The sequence below is a fragment of the Paenibacillus sp. 1SOY10 genome, from assembly GCF_056836745.1.
The window spans coordinates 374,685-396,145 of the sequence record NZ_JBXENK010000003.1 but is presented as its reverse complement, the minus strand read 5'-3'; the positions used below and the strand labels follow the sequence as shown (position 1 = coordinate 396,145).

17 protein-coding genes are annotated in these 21,461 nt (G+C 48.9%); 1 reads left to right on the top strand and 16 read right to left on the bottom strand.

What is annotated here, in order from left to right; genetic code table 11:
• Positions 1 to 12 precede the first annotated feature (12 nt).
• From AC1VOR_RS12600 to argC, 8 genes are all read right to left on the bottom strand, one after another.
• Entirely contained in the window at positions 13 to 2,013 is a 2,001-nt protein-coding gene (locus AC1VOR_RS12600) for a methyl-accepting chemotaxis protein (RefSeq protein ID WP_482618289.1), read from the bottom strand.
• Between the two features lie 393 nt (positions 2,014 to 2,406).
• Positions 2,407 to 3,822 (bottom strand): argininosuccinate lyase, encoded by a 1,416-nt coding sequence (gene argH / locus AC1VOR_RS12595; RefSeq protein WP_482618287.1) that lies wholly within the window; start codon positions 3,820 to 3,822, stop codon positions 2,407 to 2,409.
• A 41-nt stretch (positions 3,823 to 3,863) separates the two neighbouring features.
• On the bottom strand, positions 3,864 to 5,099 hold the full coding sequence (locus AC1VOR_RS12590; RefSeq protein ID WP_482618285.1) for an argininosuccinate synthase: 1,236 nt from the start codon (positions 5,097 to 5,099) through the stop codon (positions 3,864 to 3,866).
• Between the two features lie 20 nt (positions 5,100 to 5,119).
• On the bottom strand, positions 5,120 to 6,082 hold the full coding sequence (argF, locus tag AC1VOR_RS12585; protein ID WP_482618283.1) for an ornithine carbamoyltransferase: 963 nt from the start codon (positions 6,080 to 6,082) through the stop codon (positions 5,120 to 5,122).
• On the bottom strand, positions 6,040 to 7,353 hold the full coding sequence (locus AC1VOR_RS12580) for an acetylornithine transaminase (RefSeq protein WP_482618281.1): 1,314 nt from the start codon (positions 7,351 to 7,353) through the stop codon (positions 6,040 to 6,042). The genes argF and AC1VOR_RS12580 overlap by 43 nt, the downstream gene beginning before the upstream one ends.
• 38 nt (positions 7,354 to 7,391) lie before the next feature.
• The gene (gene argB / locus AC1VOR_RS12575) at positions 7,392 to 8,231 is read right to left on the bottom strand and encodes an acetylglutamate kinase (protein ID WP_482618279.1); all 840 of its coding nucleotides are present in this window, start codon (positions 8,229 to 8,231) and stop codon (positions 7,392 to 7,394) included.
• Positions 8,232 to 8,306: 75 nt separating this feature from the next.
• Positions 8,307 to 9,542 carry a bifunctional glutamate N-acetyltransferase/amino-acid acetyltransferase ArgJ gene (gene argJ, locus AC1VOR_RS12570; RefSeq protein ID WP_482618277.1) on the bottom strand — a complete coding sequence of 412 codons (1,236 nt, stop codon included), beginning with the start codon at positions 9,540 to 9,542 and terminating at the stop codon, positions 8,307 to 8,309.
• 42 nt (positions 9,543 to 9,584) lie between these two features.
• Positions 9,585 to 10,637 (bottom strand): N-acetyl-gamma-glutamyl-phosphate reductase, encoded by a 1,053-nt coding sequence (gene argC / locus AC1VOR_RS12565; RefSeq protein WP_482618275.1) that lies wholly within the window; start codon positions 10,635 to 10,637, stop codon positions 9,585 to 9,587.
• A gap of 267 nt (positions 10,638 to 10,904) precedes the next feature.
• Between argC and AC1VOR_RS12560 the strand changes: the two genes are divergently transcribed.
• A complete protein-coding gene (locus AC1VOR_RS12560) occupies positions 10,905 to 11,612 on the top strand; it encodes a PIG-L deacetylase family protein (RefSeq protein ID WP_482618273.1) in 708 nt (235 codons plus the stop codon).
• 78 nt (positions 11,613 to 11,690) lie between these two features.
• Here AC1VOR_RS12560 and AC1VOR_RS12555 read toward each other — a convergent pair whose 3' ends face one another.
• The 8 genes from AC1VOR_RS12555 to AC1VOR_RS12520 all read right to left on the bottom strand — a co-directional run bounded on the left by AC1VOR_RS12555 (position 11,691) and on the right by AC1VOR_RS12520 (position 21,363).
• On the bottom strand, positions 11,691 to 12,575 hold the full coding sequence (locus AC1VOR_RS12555) for a YitT family protein (protein WP_482618270.1): 885 nt from the start codon (positions 12,573 to 12,575) through the stop codon (positions 11,691 to 11,693).
• Between the two features lie 98 nt (positions 12,576 to 12,673).
• A protein-coding gene (prfB, locus tag AC1VOR_RS12550) for a peptide chain release factor 2 (RefSeq protein ID WP_482618268.1) occupies positions 12,674 to 13,784 on the bottom strand; the annotation gives its coding sequence in 2 pieces (ribosomal slippage) (positions 12,674 to 13,711 and positions 13,713 to 13,784; 1,110 coding nt in all).
• A 111-nt stretch (positions 13,785 to 13,895) separates the two neighbouring features.
• A complete protein-coding gene (gene secA, locus AC1VOR_RS12545) occupies positions 13,896 to 16,403 on the bottom strand; it encodes a preprotein translocase subunit SecA (protein WP_482618266.1) in 2,508 nt (835 codons plus the stop codon).
• 221 nt (positions 16,404 to 16,624) lie between these two features.
• Positions 16,625 to 17,176 carry a ribosome hibernation-promoting factor, HPF/YfiA family gene (gene hpf, locus AC1VOR_RS12540; protein ID WP_482618264.1) on the bottom strand — a complete coding sequence of 184 codons (552 nt, stop codon included), beginning with the start codon at positions 17,174 to 17,176 and terminating at the stop codon, positions 16,625 to 16,627.
• 95 nt (positions 17,177 to 17,271) lie between these two features.
• Positions 17,272 to 18,378, bottom strand: a complete 1,107-nt coding sequence (locus AC1VOR_RS12535) for a hypothetical protein (protein WP_482618263.1) — start codon at positions 18,376 to 18,378, stop codon at positions 17,272 to 17,274.
• 165 nt (positions 18,379 to 18,543) lie between these two features.
• Positions 18,544 to 19,065, bottom strand: a complete 522-nt coding sequence (locus tag AC1VOR_RS12530; RefSeq protein ID WP_482618261.1) for a VanZ family protein — start codon at positions 19,063 to 19,065, stop codon at positions 18,544 to 18,546.
• Between the two features lie 149 nt (positions 19,066 to 19,214).
• Entirely contained in the window at positions 19,215 to 19,412 is a 198-nt protein-coding gene (locus AC1VOR_RS12525; RefSeq protein ID WP_007132290.1) for a cold-shock protein, read from the bottom strand.
• A gap of 205 nt (positions 19,413 to 19,617) precedes the next feature.
• Positions 19,618 to 21,363 carry a glycosyltransferase gene (locus AC1VOR_RS12520; protein WP_482618259.1) on the bottom strand — a complete coding sequence of 582 codons (1,746 nt, stop codon included), beginning with the start codon at positions 21,361 to 21,363 and terminating at the stop codon, positions 19,618 to 19,620.
• Positions 21,364 to 21,461: the final 98 nt, after the last annotated feature.

The following is a 21,461-nucleotide window of genomic DNA, read 5'->3' as shown; positions in this document are numbered from 1 at the left end:
TCTAATCTCTTGTTACAATTTAAAACGCTCAATTTGCGTATGCATATCGGTTGCCATACGGGAAAGTCCCTCCGACGCAGAGGAGATTTCCTCCATGGAAGCAAGTTGCTCTTGGGTAGCTGCCGTAACGCCTTGGAAGCTTTCCTGGCTCTTCGCTGATGTGACTGCAATCTGTTCGACGGATTGAGCAATTTCATCCGCACTGGCTGACATCTGCTCGGTAATGGCTGATACTTCGTGAATTTGCTCGGAAATTCGCTGGGTGGAGAGTTCTATCTCCTGAAAGGCTTGCTGGGCTGCCTCTGTAACCGCAATTCCCCGCTCAACGTTGGCGTTCACTTCCTGATCCATCACCTCATAGGCTCTTCCAGCCATCTCGGTCATTTGTCCGATATGATGCTGAATCATTTCCGCCGTCTCCCCTGACTGCTCCGCTAGCTTCCGTACTTCTCCGGCTACGACGGCAAATCCTCGTCCTTCCTCCCCGGCCCGCGCTGCTTCAATAGCTGCATTCAGTGCCAGCAGGTTCGTCTGGCCGGCAATATTGGAGATCGCACTGCTCATTCCAACGACCTGCAAACTTAGCTCGTTCATCTTCTCCATTAACTCGGCAGACTGCCGCGTGGATTGGCGAATCTGTTCCATTTGGGCGCTGACCTCGGTCACCCGTTCGCTTCCCCGCTTCACATCATCCACCGTCTGCGCAGAAGACTCCACAATCGTCCCGGAAGCTTCGGCGATTTTGCGAATACCTGCCGACATGTCCTCCATCGTTCTGGCACTTTCCGCTGATGCCCCGGCTTGATGTTCCGCATTGTCTGAGGCCTCTTGAACAAGCTCGACGACATATTCTACCGCTTTGGCATTTTGCTCCGTCCCTGCGGTAAGCTCTTCACTGGATACGGCCAGTTGGCTCGCTGTTTCGGCCATCTCCTGCACCATGTTGCGCAAGGAGGCCAACATGTTGTTATAATTAACTGCAAGTTGCCCAATTTCATCCCTGCGCTTGCTCTCCACATCCCCATTCAGTTCCCCTTCGCTTACTCGCTGGGCGGAATAGTTCAGTTGTTCGATAGGCCGGGTAATTCTGCGAACGACAAAGTAGATAATGCTTCCGGCTACCAGCAGAGATACAGCAAGCACCACTATGGAATCCCGGAAGATAGGCCAGGAAGCTTCCTTAAACTCTCCAACATCCAGCACGCCGACGATCTTCAGACCTGTAAGCTCATTAGTCACGAAGAAGCCGCTATGCTCTGCCCCTGTCAGCGGATCGACATAGTCAATCGGTCCGGATTGATCTTGTTGAATCCGAGGGAGATGCTCCCCTTGACTCTCTTCACCAAGTGCAAGGCTTGGATGGGAGACGTACCTGTTGGTTCGGTCGAGAATGTACACATACCCATGTTCGCCCAGCGTAATATGGCTGACCTCTTCATTTAATACAGCCAGGTCAAGAGCTACAGTAAGTGCGCCTTGATGATCCCGAAGCGCCCGGCTAATAAATAAATTGTAGTTCCCGCTAGTGGCTGATTTGAACGGATCAATAATCACTGTTTCCTCTGGGCTCTCTAGAGATGCTATATACCAATCCCGCTCGCGAGGATCATATTCCTGGTTACCAGGATCGGGAGACTTCATCCAGGCTCCATTCTGATTGCCTACGACGGCGATTTCCAGTTCAGGATGCTTCTCGACAAACAAATCGATCAATTCGCGAACCTCCGGCGATTTGCTGTCTACCTGTGCCGCATCTATTTCCATGGCCAATTGCTCCACATTGCGCACGCCAGCCTCTACGATATGCGTAAGCGAATTATTTAGCAAGGCAACACTTGATTGCGTACTGTCATTCATGCGATCCTGTAGTTGCTCTGTAGCTCTCCAATAACTGGAATAAGCAATCAACAGATTAGGAAGGATTAGCAACACGGTAAAAATAAGCATCATGCGGTTACGCAACCCCATTCTCCCTAAACGATGCTTCAACCTGGATACATCCCACTTTTTCATTTTTTCCTCTCCCCTTCTTACAAATGACTTGAAAAGTACAGTGAACAAGTTGACGGAGCACTCATATGGAACTGATCCAACGACTGGATAAGCCCATTTCAACTACAAGCTCCTGTGTCCACCAAACTTCCAAGGCCCTTAGCACTAATCCAAACGATCTAGCAAGTGTTGATATAACATATATTTCGACATTTTACGACGAATCCTTTATCGTTTTCTGAAATTTCTGTGTAATTCAGTGTAAATTTTAAGTAAACTTTTTCTTTTTTTCATAATAGTCGATAAAAAAAGAGATAAATCCTCTGTTCATTGAGGATCTATCTCTTTTCTTCTTATACCTACGTTGTGCTGCAGCAGCGACTCTTGAATTTTGCCAAACCGGATACCCGTTTGCTACTTGCTGCGCTCTGCGTACTCTTCGGTCCAATCCCGGCCGCTCGCCAGCTTGGCCTCAGCGCGCTCAATCGCGGCATTCACCTGTTCGGTTGCTGTACCACCATATACATTCCGGGCGTTAACAACCGATTCCGGTTGCAACACTTGATAAATGCTATCGTCAAACAACGTGGAGAATTGTTTGAATTCATCGAGCGTCAAATCCAGCAAATACTTGTCGTTCTGAATGCAGTACAGGACGGTTTTGCCAATGACCTCATGCGCTTGCCGGAAGGGCAAGCCCTTGTTGGCCAGAAAATCAGCGATATCCGTCGCATTGGAGAAGTCCTTGTTAACGGCTTCGCGCATCCGCTCCTTGTTCACCTTCATCGTAGCGATCATCGGTCCGAACAATTGCAGCGCCCCTTGCAGGGTGGCTACGGTGTCGAACATGCCTTCCTTGTCCTCCTGCATGTCCTTGTTATAGGCCAGCGGCAGCGACTTCAATACAGTCAGCAGACCCATCAAATTACCGTATACCCGGCCTGTTTTGCCACGGACAAGCTCCGGAACATCCGGGTTCTTCTTCTGCGGCATGATGCTGCTTCCGGTACAGAAGGCATCATCGAGTTCAACAAAACGGAACTCCGTACTACTCCACAGCACCAGCTCCTCGCTGAGCCGGGAGAGGTGCATCATCAGAATGGACGCATCGGCCAAAAATTCAAGAATGAAATCACGGTCGCTGACCGCATCCAGGCTGTTCTCGTAGACCGCATCAAAGTGCAATTGTTCCGCCACAAAATGGCGGTCGATCTCGAAGGTGGTTCCTGCAAGCGCCCCAGCACCAAGCGGTAGTACATTGATGCGCTTGTAGCTGTCCTGCAAGCGTTCGATGTCCCGCCCAAACATCGAGACATAAGCTAGCAGATGATGCGCGAACAAAATGGGCTGAGCCCGTTGCAAATGGGTATAGCCGGGAACGATCGTATCGAGATTGGCCTTGGCCTGCGTGAGTAAGGACTCTTGCAGGTTTTGCAGCAGCCCCACAAATTCAACGACCCGCTTGCGTAAGTACAAATGCATGTCCGTCGCGACCTGGTCATTCCGGCTGCGTCCGGTGTGCAGCTTACCTCCAACAGAACCAACCTCGTCGATCAGTTGCTTCTCAATGTTCATATGAATATCTTCGTCGGCTACGGAATATTCCAGCTCGCCGCGTTCAATTTTGTGCAGGACGGCATGCAGACCTTCCTTAATGGTCTCTACATCCTCTTCCGGCAGGATGCCGCATTTGCCCAGCATGGTGACATGGGCCAGACTCCCCTGCACATCCTCTTCCGCCAGCGTCTTGTCAAATCCGATCGAAGCGGTATATTCTTCGACTAAACGGTTGGTCTGCTTCGTAAAGCGTCCACCCCACAGCTTGCTCACATGACCCACTCCTTTTTGATACCGGTTCTTATCTCTTCGATTTATTTCTTGTTTTGGGCAACGCCCGCACTTACCTTCAAACGCAAGGCATTCAGATGGATAAAGCCAGTCGCATCCCCTTGATCATAAGCTTGCGTTGGATCGGCTTCCATCGTGGCAATGTCAGGGTTGTACAAGCTGACCGGGCTCTTCACGCCCGCTGCGATAATATTCCCCTTGTACAGCTTCACTCGTACCGTACCGGTCACATTCTGCTGACTCTCCGTCACTAACGCTTGCAGGGTCAGACGCTCTGGCGCGAACCAGAAGCCATTATATACTAGCGTGCTGTAACGGGTAATCAAGCTATCACGTAGATTCATGACCTCGCGGTCCATGGTCAACGATTCCATCTTCCGGTGGGCCGTGAACAAAATCGTCCCCCCCGGTGTCTCATAAACACCACGGCTCTTCATGCCTACAAAACGGTTCTCGACCATGTCTACCCGCCCGATGCCGTGCTTGCCGCCCAGTTCGTTCAGCTTCTCCATGACAGCCAGCGGACTCAGTGACTCCCCATTAATGGCTACACAGTCACCCTTATCAAATTCCAGTTCCACATATTCCGGCTCATTTGGTGCATCTTCTGGCGAGACGCTAAGCAGATACATGTCTTTGTTCTCCGGAGCGGAGGCATCAAACCATGGATCTTCCAACATGCCGCTTTCATAGCTGATGTGCAGTAGATTGCGGTCCATAGAGTAAGGCTTCGCTGCGGAAGCGGTGACGGGAATGCCGTTCGCTTCTGCGTAGGCAATCATCTCAGCCCGGCCCGGGAACTGCTCGCGGAATTCGTCCAGACGCCAAGGAGCAATAACGGCGATCTCCGGAGCCAGCGCTGCCGCCGCCAGTTCAAAGCGCACCTGGTCGTTTCCTTTACCAGTAGCGCCGTGAGCAATAGCTGTTGCGCCTTCAGCACGAGCGATATCCACCATCCGCTTGGCAATCAGTGGACGCGCGATGCTGGTTCCGAGTAAATATTGACCTTCATAGAGTGCTCCCGATTGGAACATCGGATAGATGAAGTCCTTGGCAAATTCGTCACGCAGGTCATCGATATATACCTTCGATGCACCTGTGGCCAGCGCTTTCTCCTCCAGCCCGTCGAGTTCCTCCTTCTGGCCAATATCAGCGGTAAACGCAATAATTTCTGCATCATAAGTTTCTTTTAGCCATTTCAGAATGACGGACGTATCCAGTCCCCCGGAATAGGCGAGTACAATCTTTTCCTTTGCCATGTTGGTGTTCCTCCTCTAAATTATCCCATTAAAGCGGCCATCAATGCTTTTTGCGCATGTAACCGGTTCTCTGCCTGATCAAAAATAATGGAATGCTTGCCATCAATGACGCCTTCGCTGACTTCCTCGCCGCGATGGGCCGGCAGACAATGCATAAATACATAATCCGGCTTCGCGTGTTGCGCCAAATCTTCGTCAACCTGATAGTCCTTAAAGGCCGCCTCCCGCGCTTTCTGCTCAGCCTCAAAGCCCATACTGGCCCAGACGTCCGTGTAAATCGCATCAGCAGCCTGCACAGCAGCCTTAGGGTCGCGAACGACCTCGATCATCGCTCCCGTCTCTTTGGCGATCTCTCTGGCTTCCGCTACGACCTGTGGGTCCGGCTCATACCCTTCCGGACTGGCTACGGATACATGCACACCCAGCTTCGCTCCACCAAGCATCAGGGAGTGGGCCATATTGTTGCCATCTCCGATGTAGGCCAGCTTCAACCCTTTTAACGTACCCTTGTACTCGTATAAGGTCTGATAGTCGGCCAGCACCTGACACGGATGCGCCTGATCGCTCAGTCCATTAATGACTGGCACCGTAGCGTAGCGGGCCAAATCCACGACTTTATCGTGACCGAAGGTACGAATCATGATACCGTCCAGATACCGGGACATCACCCCTGCTGTATCCGCAATCGTCTCGCCACGTCCAAGCTGAATATCATTTTTGCTAAGGAAGAGGGCATGTCCCCCTAATTGATAGGTCCCCACTTCAAAAGATACCCGTGTCCGCGTGGAGGATTTCTCAAAAATCAAACCTACCGTTTTCCCTTTGAGTGGCTCATAGACCTCCCCTTGCTTCTGCTTCCGCTTGAGTTCGACGGCCAAATCAATCAAGTAATGAATCTCATCGGTTGTATAGTCCGTCAGTTCAACCAAATCGCGTCCCTTTAAATCAATGGTACTCTGCTTTGCTTGCTCCAGCAATCCCATTCTTCAGTTCCCCTTCCCGAAATATACGCGGCAATAATCTCCGCCAAGATGGCCACAGCCTGATCAATCTCTTCCTTCGTCACCTTGAGGTTCGGCAACAGCCGGATAACATTTGGCCCAGCCGTAACAAATAGAAGCCCCCGTTCCTGCCCAAGCAGCACAATTTCTCCAACAGGAGCAACACATTCTATACCGATCAGAAGCCCCAGACCGCGAACCTCCTGCACAAACGGCTCATCCTTAAAGGTCTCCTGCAAGAGGGCCTTCAAATAGTCCCCCTTCTCGGCCACCTGCTCAGGAATGTGCTCCTCCTCCATCGTCTCAAGCGTAGCGATAATCGCCGTCGATACGATAGGATTACCGCCGAAGGTCGATGCATGACTGCCTGGGGAGAAGGCTTCACGCAAATACTCCTTGGCCAGCATGGCGCCTGCCGGTAAGCCACTGGCAATTCCTTTGGCCGATGTAAAAATATCCGGCTCAATGCCATAATGCTGATGGGCGAACCATTTTCCCGTACGGCCCATACCGGTCTGTACCTCGTCCACAATCAGCAGTAGCTCCTGCTGCTCACATATAGCCGCCAGTTCTTCCACGAAGGACGGCTCAACCGGATAAACGCCGCCCTCGGCTTGAACCATCTCCAGCATAATTCCGGCCGTTTGCGGGCCAATGGCGGCCTTCAAAGCTTCGATATCATATAGGGGCACGGTCACGAAGCCTGCTGGCAACGGCAGAAAACCATCCTTCACCTTCTGCTGCCCCGTCGCCGTTAGCGTAGCCAATGTCCGGCCGTGGAACGAGTGCTCGAAGGTAATAATCTCATAACGTCCATTATTCTTGATCTTCTGATGATAACGGCGTGCGAGCTTGATGGCTGCCTCATTCGCTTCAGCCCCACTATTGCAGAAGAATACGGCGTCCGCACAGCTAAGCTCCGTCAGCTTCTGCGCCGCCACCTCCTGCTGCGGGATATGGAACAAATTACTGACATGCCACAGTTCATCCAATTGCGCCTTGACCTTGGCTGCCACCTTCTCCGGCGCATGGCCCAAGTTAGCTACCGCCAGCCCGCTCATAAAATCAAGGTATTGCTTGCCCTGGGCATCCCATAGCAAGCTGCCCTTACCCTTGACCAATTGAATTGGATAACGGGCATAGCTAGGGAAGAGGGCACTTGCACTTGCGCCCCCCGCTTCTGTGGAGGATGCGGCTCCCGTACTGCTCACCGCACCTGTCGTTACTTCTTTCACATCACTTTGTTGTGTCATCGCTTGTTCCACTCCCATCCCTCACCTGAGATTTACCGTTACATCATGCGTACAATCTTCGTCCCGATGGCTTCACCGGCCAGCACCTTGCCCAGCACTCCTGGCTCGCTACCGTCTACAATCACAACTTCGTTCACTTTGCCGCTAATGCAGGCCACCGCTGCCCGCACTTTCGGGATCATGCCCCCGTAAATTTCACCGGTCAAAATCATATCCTCAATCTGCTGTACCGTCACGGACGGAAGCACCTTCTTCTCTTCGCCTACCGTCTTTAAAATTCCTGGCACATCCGTAACGACGATCATCTGTGCGACGCCGAGTGCAGAAGCTACCGCTCCCGCCGCCGTATCTGCGTTGATATTGTAGCGCTGACCGCTGGCCCCGATACCTACCGGGGCGATGATTGGCATATATCCTAGTTCGACTACGCCCCCGATCAGGTCCGCATTGACATCGGTCACCTCACCAACAAGCCCTACTTCTTTATGGTTAGCTACCGGTTTAGCTTGCAGCAGACCTCCGTCCGTCCCCGACAAACCCAAGGCCTTGCCGCCAGCCTGCGCAATACGTCTTACGATAGCTTTATTAATACTGCCGGAGAGCACCATCTCAACGACATCCAGCACTTCCTCTGTCGTATAGCGCAACCCGCCGACAAATTTGCTTTCGATCCCGAGCTTGCCCAGGTTATCGGAAATGGCCGGCCCTCCGCCATGTACAATCACCGGTTGAATACCCGACTGCTGTAGCTTGACAAGATCGCCAAAAAAAGATTCCGGCAGTTCCGCAAGCGTACTGCCCCCACATTTCATCACAAACCGCTGTCCTCCGGAAAGCGGCTTGGCTGGAATTCGTTCGTTATTCAGCGCAGTAGTCATCAGTCATCCACAACTCCTTTATAAAAATGATATGTTCAAGCGTGGTGTTCCATCGTGAAGTGCCACCCCAATCTATTACGTTCGATAAGCCGCATTGATGCGGACATAGTCATACGTGAGGTCGCAGCCCCAGGCCGTTGCTGTGCCGTTGCCGTGATGCAGATCAACGGAAATAACTACCGTATCTCCTTGCAAATAAACCAAAGCTTGCTCTTCGTCAAAAGGAATCGGGCGCGATCCGGTCAGCACCACAATCTCGCCTAACCTGATATCCACCGTCTCCGGATTGACCGGCTCGCCAGCCCGACCAACCGCCGCAATGATCCGGCCCCAGTTAGCATCAGCTCCGAACACGGCCGATTTGACCAAGCTTGAGCCAACGACGGTCTTGGCGATGGCTTGAGCGGAGAGGTCGCTGACCGCCCCATTAACCGTTACCTCCACCAAACGTGTAGCCCCTTCGCCATCTCGGGCGATCATCTGAGCCAGCGTCTGACACACATGACGAAACGCGGCGGAGAAGGCATCCCAATCGGCATGGGCCGGCGACAGCTCCTCATTGCCAGCAAGACCACTCGCCATCGTTAACAGCATATCGTTGGTGCTCGTATCTCCATCCACGGTAATCATGTTGAAGGTGACATTTGTCGTTTGGCCGAGCAGTTCTTGCAGCGACTGTGCTTGGACAGCGGCGTCGGTCGTAACAAATGCCAACATCGTCGCCATATTCGGATGTATCATGCCCGAGCCCTTGGCTGCTCCCGCAATCGTCACCTCGCGCCCGTTCACGTCAAGCTTCACGCAGATCTCCTTCTTCACCAGGTCCGTGGTGAGAATGGCCTGACAGAACTGCTCCGCTCCCTCTGCCCTAGCATCCAGAGCTGCAGGCAATCCGGCAATTCCGTCATACACGCAATTCATCGGCAGTAGCTCTCCGATGACCCCGGTAGAAGCAACCGCCACCTCTTGCTCGTCTAGTCCAAATGCTTTGGCGGCCGCCGCACGCATCGCATATGCATCTTCTTCCCCTTGTGCTCCGGTGCAGGCATTGGCATTGCCGCTATTCACCACAACGGCACGCAGCCGCTGGCCTCCGCTCACGATACTTTCCCGCGTCACCTTAAGTGGTGCCGCCTGAAATACATTGGTTGTATATACTGCCGCCGCTACCGCAGGCACCTCGCATACAATCGCACCAAGGTCATTACGCGAAGTTTTCTTCAACCCGCAATGCAGTCCACCGGCACTAAATCCTTTTGGAGAGGTTACGCCCCCCGCCGACTCTACGCTAAATAACCGAACCACTCCCATTACTGTTCTCCCTTCAGCTTTCATATATAAAAGATATCCCCGTTAAGGATATACAGGTGTTAAATGCAGGCCCGTCGCTTCATCCCAGCCCATCATGAGGTTCAGGTTCTGTATGGCCTGGCCCGCGGCACCCTTGACGATATTATCAATCACCGAAATAATCGTCACACGTCCCGTACGGGAATCGGCGGCAAAGCCGATATCACAATAGTTGGAGCCAAACACTTCCTTGGTGGCTGGCCACTTACCGTTCTCCCGGATGCGTACAAAGGGATGTCCGGCATAATACTGACGGTATAGCCCAATCAGGTCCTCTTCCGTGTAGGCCCCCTGTAGCTCTGCATACATTGTACTCATGATCCCCCGTGTCATTGGGGCTAAATGGGTCGTAAACGTCACGGTCACCGTCTCGCCAGCAACCTGGGTCAGCACCTGCTCAATTTCCGGGATATGCTGATGTTTGTTCACTTTATACACTTTCATATTTTCATTGATTTCCGCATAATGCGTCGTCAAGTTAGCTCCTCGTCCCGCACCGGACACACCGGATTTGGCATCGATAATAATGCTTTGCCCCTTGATCCATCCTGCGCTCAGCGCTGGAATCAATCCTAGCAACGTAGCTGTCGGGTAGCAACCCGGGTTAGAAATCAGGCTCTTGCCCCGAACATCCTCGCCATAAATTTCAGCCAAGCCGTAAACAGCCTCTTCCAGCAGCTCAGGTGCCGGTGCTTCATGCTTATACCAAGCCTCGTAAACGGCTCCATCCTTAATACGAAAGTCCCCGGAAAGGTCGATGACTTTGAGTCCCACTTCCAGCAGCTCAGGTACCAGCTTCCCGCTGACCCCCGATGGGGTGGCCGTAAACACGACATCGGCCTTCTCGGCAATCTCTTGCGGGTTCACGCCGTCCAGAGGCTGGACCACAATGTCCGAGAGATGAGGAAAGCTATCCGTCAAGCGTTCGCCCGCACTGGATGCGGATATCACAGAGGTAATCTCAACATACGGATGCCCCCCTAAAAAACGAATCAGTTCCACGCCTCCATAGCCCGTAGAACCGACGATTGCTACTCTTATCTTGTTTTCGTTCAATCTGGCCAACCTCGCTTTCCCGCAACTTGTTCACTGTGCTTCTATGAAGCTATGAATAACTAAGTTGTATAATCCGTCATAAATATGTATTATTATACGACTACACTTATATAAATACAACCGCTTGAGCAAAAAATTACACGGCTGTGTCAGGCTTTGCCCTCGCCCCACCTTGCTATCTTAAATATAAGAGGTTGTTCAACTTACACTATGAGCCTGTCTTGCAGTATAGTTAATGAAGAATCATCATGAAGGAGGAATTAATTCATGACTTTAACCAACAGGACGGTTGCCTTTATTTATGCTCACCCGGATGATGAGACCTTCGGGTGTTCCTATCTGATTCGTCAAATTGCTGACGAAGGTGGCAACCCCATATTGCTGACAGCCACGCGTGGTGATGCTGGCAAGACGGGACATTTAGACCCTATGAACGAGGATGAGCTGGCCACCCTAAGAGAGTTTGAATTGGAGAAAGCCGTGGGCATCCTGGGAATTTCTACCGCCGAGCAGTTGGGGATGAAAGATGGCAAGCTGGATGAGGTCGATGCTGACTTGTTACGGGAGAAGATTGCCGATTTTTTGCGTGAGCATCAGGCTGATATTGTCGTGACCTTTCCGGAGGACGGCATTTCGGGACACCGGGACCATATCGTCCTTCACCATGTGGTTAAGGACATTGTCACGAGTGGGCAAGCTCCCTCTGTACAAAAATTATACTACAACTTATTTGCTCCCCTGGCTTCAGAGCGCCCCGGCGTGCTGCGTATTGAGGGCCGCCATCGGTGGGAGATCAAACGTCAGGCACTGGAAGCTCACGAATCGCAAGTGTTCAGCGTGGAACGGGTATTTGGCAAGCTGGGACCGGAGGTTCCGCCGGATCATCATCACGAGTTCTTCGAGCTTGCCTGGGAGCGTGGCACTCCGTATCCGCAGAAATCGGAGCGTTCCATCTACGATGATTTGATCGTCTAGAAGTGTGACGAACCAAATTGCAAAAAACTCCTCTATCTCGGCGAGAGACAAGCTCTCGCTGAAATAGAGGAGTTTCTTTTATTCACGTTTGAAGCCCTCACCGAGTACCTCATGAGCATTGGTGATAATGACGAAGGCGGTCGGGTCCAGACTCTGCACCAGTGTCTTCAGCCGCGTTACCTCACTCTGACCAACAACGACCATTAGTACCGTGCGATCATCCCCGGTATAGCCACCCCGCCCATCCAGCTTGGTCAAGCCCCGGTCCAGTTGAGAAAGCACGGCTTGCGAAATCTCCTCGGTCCGCTCTGCAATGATGTAAGCCACCTTGGTATAGTTGAAGCCAAGCTCGATGAAGTCGATCATTTTACCCGTAATGTATAGACCGATCAGAGCGTATAGCGCCTTCTCCGGCGATAGCAGAAAGCCTGCCATCGTAATGACGATTCCATCCATGAGCACAACGCACATCGACAAGCTCAAGCCGCTGTATTTCTGAATAATTTGCGCCAGCGTGGATAAGCCCCCGGTCGAACCCCGCCCCCGAAAGACAATACCCAATCCAAACCCTACCCCGATCCCGCCATACAGCGAAGCCAGCAAAGGATCTGTCGTCGGTAACGGAATATCCTTGGTCAGAAATACAAACAACGGCAAAATGACCGTTCCCAGCAGGGAGCGAATCGAATAATCACGTCCCAGCAGCAAGAAGCCTGCCACGAATAACGGGATATTTAAGGCCCATTGGGTATAGGCCGGTTCAATCCCGAAGATGTACTGCACGATAATGGAAAGCCCGGACACCCCTCCGGAGGCAATGTCATTGGGCACCAGGAACAGGTTGAAGGCCAGGGCCGTAATCAGAGATCCTGCAATGATCATGATTGTATCTAATGTATGCCTGACCGGGCCTGTCACCGGAAAATATTGTTGAAGTCTACGTCTGTGAACCTTGGGCGGCACTAGGGCTCCTCCTTTAATAAAATCATGACAAAACCCACCCGGGACAACAGCCTCAGCCAAGGTGGGTTTTGCTCCTAATCGACGAGATGTCCGTCTGTTTAGCTTTCTGTCCGAATCTGACTACGCAGATATCCGTCAATGAAGGCATCCAGATCTCCATCCATCACAGCACCTACATTACTGGTCTCCACGGAAGTTCGGTGATCCTTCACCATGCTGTAGGGATGGAACACATAGGAGCGAATTTGGCTACCCCAGGCAATATCGGACTGCTCGCCGCGAATTTCGTCCAGTTCCTTCTGTTGCTCTTCAATCTTGCGCTCATACAGCTTGGAGCGAAGCATCGTCATCGCCCGTTCCCGGTTCTTGATCTGGGAGCGCTCGTTCTGACACGTCACCACAATACCGGTAGGGATATGCGTAATCCGTACAGCCGAGTCGGTCGTGTTGATATGCTGACCACCTGCACCACTGGCGCGGTACGTATCAATCTTTAAATCCTCGGTGCGAATATCAACTTCGACATCATCGCTAATCTCGGGTACAACATCGCAGGAAACAAACGAGGTATGACGCCGTCCCGAGGCATCAAAGGGAGAAATCCGCACCAGCCGATGAACCCCCTTCTCCGTTTTCAGGTACCCATAGGCATTGTATCCCTTGATCAATAGCGTAACGCTCTTGATTCCCGCCTCGTCGCCTGGCAGATAATCCAACGTTTCTACCTTGAAGCCACGCTTCTCAGCCCACCTTGTATACATGCGCAGCAGCATTTGCCCCCAATCCTGGGACTCCGTGCCCCCTGCTCCGGGATGCAATTCCAGAATGGCATTCATTTTATCATAAGGCTGATTCAACAGCAGTTGCAGTTCAAAATCCTCAAGCTTCTTCAACAGCCCGACAACCGAACCACCGATCTCCCCGGCCAATGCTTCGTCGCCTTCCTCGTCGGCCAGTTCAATCATCATTTCCAACTCATCGTATTCATTCTGCAGCGCTGTATACTGGTCCACCGACGACTTGACCCCATTCATTTCCGCAATCAGGGCCTGAGCCTTATCGTTATCATCCCAAAAATCAGGAGCCGCCATTTTCTCTTCATAGTTAGCGATCATCTCTTGCTTAAGATCTAAGTCAAAGAGACCCCCTAAGGTTGGATAATTTCTTGGCTATTTCACGCATGTCGTGCTTGGTGTTCGGATCGATCATATACTATATCACCCTTCTTTAGTAAGGTTTGTTCTTTACGGGCAAAAACGGGCGATCCAAGGAAATCCTTGAATCCCCCGCCTCTCCCTAGCCTAGTTGCTCAACGCAATGCTAAGCGTTCTGGCCGTGGCAATGCTTGTATTTCTTCCCGCTGCCACATGGGCACAGATCGTTACGTCCGACTTGGTCGCCACGTTTGACCGGGCGTTTCTCGGCTGGCTCGCCACTGGTAGAGATTTTGTCTTCGTCCACCACTGCTTGGCGCTCCTGGTTCGTTTCGACTTGAGCTTTCATAATATATGTGGCAACTTCCTCTTGGATGCTGGCAACCATGTTGTTAAACATTTCATATCCTTCAAATTGGTATTCACGCAACGGATCGGTTCCGCCGTAAGCCCGCAGGTGAATCCCTTGACGCAGTTGGTCCATAGCATCAATGTGGTCCATCCATTTGCTATCTACAGCGCGCAAAGCGATAACTTTCTCAAACTCGCGCACCATTTCAGGTCCAATGGCTTCTTCGCGCGTATCATATTTGGTCATGACACGATTAAAGATGAATTCCACCATCTCGGCAGGCTCTTTGCCCCACAGGTCGTCCTTCGTGATCGCACCTTCGTCCAGCAGCTTGGTGTTGATGTATTCAGCAACGTCTTGTAGTTCCCAGTTCTCCGGCAATTCATCCGCCGTGTGAGCTTCAACTACCCGCTCAATAACCGGCTTAATCATATCAATAATAATTTGCTTAATATTTTCAGATTCCAGTAATTCGCGACGTTGTTTGTAAATAATCTCCCGCTGTTGGTTCATCACATCGTCATATTGCAAGACGACTTTCCGAAGATCGAAGTTATTGCCTTCCACCCGTTTCTGGGCAGATTCGATAGCACGGGTAATCATCTTGCTCTCGATCGGCTGATCTTCATCAAAGCCAAGACGCTCCATCATGCCCATGACGTTATCTGCACCAAAACGCTTCATCAATTCATCGCCCAGCGACAGATAGAACTGGGTAGAACCCGGGTCCCCTTGACGACCAGCACGACCGCGCAACTGGTTATCAATCCGCCGCGATTCATGGCGTTCTGTACCAATGATATGCAAACCACCCAGAGCAGATACACCGTCGCCAAGCAAAATGTCAGTACCACGGCCCGCCATATTGGTGGCAATGGTCACAGCCCCTGGCTCACCCGCACGAGAAATGATCTCAGCTTCTTCCGCATGGTATTTCGCGTTGAGCACTTTATGCGGTACGCCTTTACGCTTCAGCATTTCCGCCACTAACTCGGAGTTCTCAATGGAAATTGTCCCAACCAGGACCGGTTGATTATTCTTATGCCGCTTGACGATTTCTTCAACAACTGCTCTGAACTTGCCCTCAACACTCTTGTAAACAACATCTGCCATATCAGCACGTTGATTAGGACGATTGGTTGGAACCTGCAATACTTCCAAACCATAAATTTTCTTAAACTCTTCTTCCTCTGTCTTCGCCGTACCGGTCATCCCGGCCAGCTTGCGGTACATCCGGAAGTAGTTCTGGAACGTAATCGTCGCCAGTGTCATGCTCTCATTTTGAACCTCAATACCTTCCTTGGCTTCGATCGCCTGATGCAATCCATCGCTATATCTGCGGCCCGCCATCAGACGGCCCGTAAATTCATCAACGATCATAACCTCTTCATCGGTTACGACATAATCAACGTCCCGGCGCATAATGACGTTTGCCTTGAGCGCTTGGACTACATGGTGATTAAGTGTGACGTGTTTATGGTCATATAAGTTATCGATGCCGAAAGCACGTTCCGCTTTGGCGACCCCTTTTTCGGTCAGCGATACGGCTTTGACTTTAATATCTACGGTGAAGTCCTCTTCCGCTGTCAATTGCTTAACAAAACGATCCGCTGCATAATACAACTGGGTTGACTTCTGTGCTTGTCCGGAAATAATCAGTGGCGTCCGCGCCTCATCAATGAGAATGGAGTCCACTTCGTCAATGATACAGAAATAAAGTGGCCGCTGTACCATCTGTTCCTTATAAAGCACCATATTATCGCGCAGGTAATCAAACCCGAATTCGTTATTCGTACCATACGTAATATCGCAAGCATAAGCCTCTTGCTTGTCTTCATGCTCCATGCCGTTCAGGTTAACTCCAACCGTCATGCCGAGAAAGTTATAAATCTGGCCCATCTGCTCGCTGTCGCGTTGTGCCAAATAATCATTGACCGTAACGACGTGAACGCCTTTACCCAAGAGCGCATTCAAATAAACCGGGAGGGTTCCGACCAATGTTTTCCCTTCACCGGTTTTCATCTCGGCAATACGTCCTTCATGCAAAGCCATACCCCCGACTAATTGCACGTCAAAATGACGCATGCTCAGCGTTCTCTTAGAGGCTTCTCTTACCGTAGCAAACGCCTCGGGTAGCAGTTCTTCTAATGTTTCTCCCTTTTCGACTCTCTCCCGAAATTCCACGGTTTTAGCCTTCAGTTGTTCGTCCGAAAGCGCCTCGAATTGTGGCTCTAGTGAGTTAATATAATCTACCGTCTTCATCAGACGTTTGACATCACGCTCGTTCGTGTCGCCAAAGATTTTCTTTACTAATCCCAGCATGGTTTACCCCTTTCACGCATAAACAGATGATTTGCCTAAATTGTAACAGTTTGCAGGACATGCCGCAACACGCTCTATCACGTCTCTACCACGTTAAAGCGACTTTGTATACGAATAAAGAGCCCTATCCGCGGGCGGATAAGGCTCGTTTCATTTACGTTGTAGCTCACAGGAATTACCACCTGGACTAACAAACGTTGAATTTGAAACGAAAATGCCGTTTAGTCTTGCTCAATCAAACCATATTTGCCGTCATTTCGTTTGTATACTACGCTGACTTCCTTAGTATCAATGTTGGAGAAGACATAAAAGTTATGTCCTACCATGTTCATCTGCAGAATGGCTTCTTCCACATCCATCGGTTTCATAATAAAGCGCTTGGTACGAACCACTTCAAGTTCATCATCGCTCTCTTCTACAGCGACAGCGCCGTTAGCCTGACCTTCTGCGAACAGAATGTCCTTCGCGCCTCGTTGGCGAAGCTTACGGTTAATCTTCGTCTTGTGCTTGCGTATCTGACGTTCCAGCTTGTCCACAACCGCATCAATGGAAGCATACATATCATCGCTACGGTCCTCCGCACGAAGCAATACGCCCGTCAGAGGAATGGTTACCTCGACCGCATGCAGGCCTCGTACTACACTTAACGTTACTGTACCGTCAGAGTTGGGGGGTGCATCAAAGTACTTGTCAAGCCGGCTGAGCTTCTTGTCTACGTAGTCACGCAAGGCCTCAGTCACTTCAATCTGCTGTCCACGAATACTAAAATTCATTGGGCACTCCTCCTTTGCTTTGCACCTTCATTATAACACGGTGTAAAGCCAAAGTAAAAAGTGTTAGCGGTTCGTAAATTCTCCCTTGCCGTTTATTAATTCAGTGCTTGTACGGTAGGCGGAGACTCGATCCCCGCAGCGTAATAGTAATTCAACACACTGTAGAAGTCGATGGCCTTCTGAGTATTGAGGTCATAGACCAGAAGGTGTGGGCCAAAGCTGTTGATGTCTTCGGCATCCAGAGATCTTGGTGTTCTCTTGCCTAACGTATCGTAAAAGCTGCTTTCATAAATATGATTAGGTCCGGATTGATAGTAAGCTTCATGATGCATAAATGAAGAGTCCACGTCCAAATAAATTAAAATAGCATTATTAGAGCTGGCATAAGCTGAGGAATAGCTCACCGGTGCAGATATCGAGCCAATTTTTACAAACGATACCTTATGGGTTCTAGAATTATACCCGCTTCCCCAAGAAAAGTAGAACTCTCGAGTCCAGTCCATATGAGTATTGTGATTCACCGTATTACCGATAAAAGTGCCGCTAGCGTACAAATCTCCGTTGGCATAAGAAGCAACCACGTATTTCAGGGAATCTGAAACGGAGGTGAAGTTCTGGAAATTAGCCGGATTGGTGGCATTCATTCGCAGGTTGTAGGCATTCCCCACGCTGCCCTCTGAATACACCCGGAACAAATAATCTCCTGCCGGCAGATTCTTTAGAGTAATCTGTGTTTGCGCATAGGCTCCCACACTTGTTGGATAGGCATCCCCAGTGCTCCAGTCAACGATATAGAGCTGGGCCAGGTAATCAGCATTGCCCGACAGCAGCTTCAAGATCATGCTTCGGTCACTATCCACACTAAAGAAGAACATATCTTCCGGATCTTCCGGTTGGAGGGTTTCAGTAAAGTTCATCAGTGCCCCATCCAGTTCGTAAACAGCGTTAGTCACGATAGGAGCCTCCACCGCTATAGCCGCTTCCTTATCCACATCCAGGCTATCAAACACCTTCATATCTAATTCTTCCTCATCCACTCCCGAAGAACCCGGGAATTTCAAAGCCAATTCGTTAAACGGCTCCAAGTCAGGTTGCTTCTCCGGCTCATCTGCCGATGCCACTGAACCTACCAACCCAAACATCATGACGACAACCAGTAACATCGCTAGAATCTTACCACTATTGCTCTTCCTTCTCCGCATCTTATCTTCTCCTCTTTTCCTTGGGATTTGACAAGCCTTGAACGTTGGAGCTTATAGCGAGACACGCATCCATCTCACTACCTTTATAGTAATAAAATTCCTTTTATATTACAACAACTAGGCTACCATTCATTTCCTATTAAATTTGGAAGTGTCATGCAAATTTCACTTCCTTTTGGATGAAATAATTCTTTCACGAATATGCCACCAGCCACGCCCGCCCCAGGCTATTGCTGTACCAAAAGCCGCGCCTATTCCATCCAGGATGACATCTTGCACCATAGCGGTTCGCCCTGGCGTGAAGCTCTGATGCAGTTCATCGCTGCAAGCATATAGAAGCGCTATTCCCCATGCGTACACATAACGCCTGCGCCCCATTTCGCGCTGTCTTCCACCTAATGCGTACACCAACAGCATAGCTAAGAGAGCGTAGCTGCCAAAATGCGCAAACTTGCGAATAAGAAACTCAATAAAGCTGGCGCCCCCTACACTCTCTACGCTGATTTCCCGGCCACCATAACTGAAGCGAATTCCGCCAAAGAAATCAGAGATAGACTGATCTGACGTAGTCTTCTCAATATCAGGCACCAGGGTCTGTTCCTGGTAAGACTGTGAAGAGAACAGAAACAGGACAAGCATAAGAAGCAGCGCTGGCAGGAAGCGGAGTAAAGTCTTAATTTTATGCAAAACGTTCCCCTCATTTCAGTGAACATCCGCTAACGATATAAGAGCAAAAAACATAAGAAAACCCTGGGTTACCCCAGGGTGTGTGCTAGCGAAATCTTCAATTGTTAACCATCGTACCGTTCATATGTAGGTCGGCTATGCCGGGATGATTACAGTTTGATTACGTTAGCTGCTTGCGGTCCGCGAGCGCCTTCCACGATTTCAAACTCAACGGATTGACCTTCCTCCAAAGTCTTGAAGCCTTCGGATTGAATTGCGGAGAAGTGAACGAATACGTCGCCGCCTTCTTCAGTTTCGATGAAGCCATAACCCTTCTCTGCGTTAAACCATTTTACTTTACCTTGCATGCACTAACATTCCCTTCATTATCAAATAAGAGTGTGATCCTGTAACCAAGCTCACATTTCTGAATATACCACCCAAGCTTGGCTCATGTCAATTACCAAAGAAAAGGTTTTCCTGTAAATAAATTGTAGAAAAAAGGTGTCATAATATGTCTGTTTATTATTAACCAAAACATTCAGGTATAAAACAAATTTCTCCATTAATTATTTAAAGGGAAGCCACCGCTTCCTTCAGAGCGAGATAACTCTCTTTATCAAGTTGTCTTAGCTTTTCCTCAAAAACCTCAGCTTCTTCATGATGACTGAAAAAATTCAAGAAATATGCTAAATTAAAGACTGCTTCCTTATTATAAAGATCTGTATTATGAGCCCTCTCAAGATAAGGAATAACATTATCATAATATCCTGCTTCAAAATAAATGACACCAAGCATATTAAGTAATTCTACCTGCTCCTCATCTTCAAACATCATGGAGACAAGTTTTATAATTTTTTCAGTTGTATATTCATCAAGTTCCTTTATTATCATTTGGCGGTCATCTTGATTAGGTTCTTTAATAGTTTGTATAGCATGCAAAGTATCATACAATTTGCTTTTTGATGCTTGTAGAATATATTGATATATACCAAATTGCTCTTTAACTTTCTGATTGCCCTCTACTAAAGCAAGCCTTTCAATAAACAATTTATCGGCAGGTTCACCTGAAAGAACAGTTCCCGCAAAATCGTCCAACTGATATCCTGTACTTAACAACATCTTATATATTTCTGAAAGTGTAAAAAAACGCATGTGCGTTCTATCTAAAATTCCAGCATCCTCATAAGTCCAAAACCCATTAACAAGCGGCCTTAGTACACTATAATGCATAATATTAGGGAGACTAATAAGAATTTTGCCTGTAGATTTCAGATGCTTTTTCATATTCTGAAGTGCCTGCCATGGATTATACATATGTTCCAGCACATCTGCAAAAATGATAAAATCAAAAAAAGATTCAGGATACGTTAATTCATCAGTTTCTATATTTATATCCTGCACATCAGCTATTATCGATGCTACTTTACCACTGCTTTCATTTAACTCAATACCATATAAGTGGCTATTCTTGTACCTGTTTTTTATTCCTAATAGTGTTCCACCACAGGCACATCCCACTTCTAACACATTTAGGTCCGCTGTAGGTGATTCTTGAATTAAATCTATAATTTCTATTCTGACATTTTGAGAATAAGCCGGGTCAAATCCCCACTTCTTAGTAAATTTTTTTTGATTCTTCCTAAGCAATTGTGCATATTTGGGATCCTTCTTGAAAGATGCACCACCAAAATGATGAATAAACGTATCTGTACATACAAGCAATTTATAACCAGCTAAGCGAATTCTTAACGATAAGTCATCATCCTCAAAATTCCCAGGGCTAAATCTATCATCTAAATTACCTACTTCACGTATTACCTGCCTTTTAATTAACATACAAAATCCAACGAGCTTTAGTCTCTCCTCCCATTTATTAGGGTCTGGAAAGTTATAGTCCTTGGCAAAATTCTGCATTTCTTGCATATTATTATAGTTTATTGATATTTGCTGTCCATTTGAACAATTGTTCGTTACACAACTTACTGCTCCAACGGACTCTGCACTATACAAGGCTTTAACCAATTGGACTAACCAATTAGATGTAACAACTACATCGTTGTTTAATAACAGGATATTTTCTCCTGAAGCAACCTCTATTCCTTGATTACAACCCTTAGGGAATCCTACATTGCATTCATTATAGAGGGTCTTAATATCTTTTTGCTGTCTTAACCATTCTTGTGTGCCATCATTTGAGGCATTATCTACAACAATCAGTTCATAAGTTTTAGGATCCGTAAATGTTCGTATACTTTCGATACAAAGTTTGGTATAAGATAACTGGTTATATGTGAGAATGACTATGCTGGTTTTCACTTTAAACCCTCCAAATAAATAACTATTATTGTTGACTATACAAGATATATTAGTATGAATTTATCAAATATATATCGGCATAATTGATAGAAAATTCA

Bases quoted from the DNA above. Each gene is read 5' to 3' on its own strand.
- argJ (WP_482618277.1), bottom strand. From the start codon at position 9,542: ATGGGAGTGGTTCGGTTATTTAGCGTAGAGTCGGCGGGGGGCGTAACC.
- argF (WP_482618283.1), bottom strand. From the start codon at position 6,082: ATGGGATTGCTGGAGCAAGCAAAGCAGAGTACCATTGATTTAAAGGGA.
- AC1VOR_RS12525 (WP_007132290.1), bottom strand. From the start codon at position 19,412: ATGCAAGGTAAAGTAAAATGGTTTAACGCAGAGAAGGGTTATGGCTTC.
- AC1VOR_RS12535 (WP_482618263.1), bottom strand. From the start codon at position 18,378: ATGCGGAGAAGGAAGAGCAATAGTGGTAAGATTCTAGCGATGTTACTG.
- AC1VOR_RS12600 (WP_482618289.1), bottom strand. From the start codon at position 2,013: ATGAAAAAGTGGGATGTATCCAGGTTGAAGCATCGTTTAGGGAGAATG.
- AC1VOR_RS12560 (WP_482618273.1), top strand. From the start codon at position 10,905: ATGACTTTAACCAACAGGACGGTTGCCTTTATTTATGCTCACCCGGAT.
- hpf (WP_482618264.1), bottom strand. From the start codon at position 17,176: ATGAATTTTAGTATTCGTGGACAGCAGATTGAAGTGACTGAGGCCTTG.
- AC1VOR_RS12580 (WP_482618281.1), bottom strand. From the start codon at position 7,353: ATGACACAACAAAGTGATGTGAAAGAAGTAACGACAGGTGCGGTGAGC.
- argB (WP_482618279.1), bottom strand. From the start codon at position 8,231: ATGACTACTGCGCTGAATAACGAACGAATTCCAGCCAAGCCGCTTTCC.
- AC1VOR_RS12590 (WP_482618285.1), bottom strand. From the start codon at position 5,099: ATGGCAAAGGAAAAGATTGTACTCGCCTATTCCGGGGGACTGGATACG.
- secA (WP_482618266.1), bottom strand. From the start codon at position 16,403: ATGCTGGGATTAGTAAAGAAAATCTTTGGCGACACGAACGAGCGTGAT.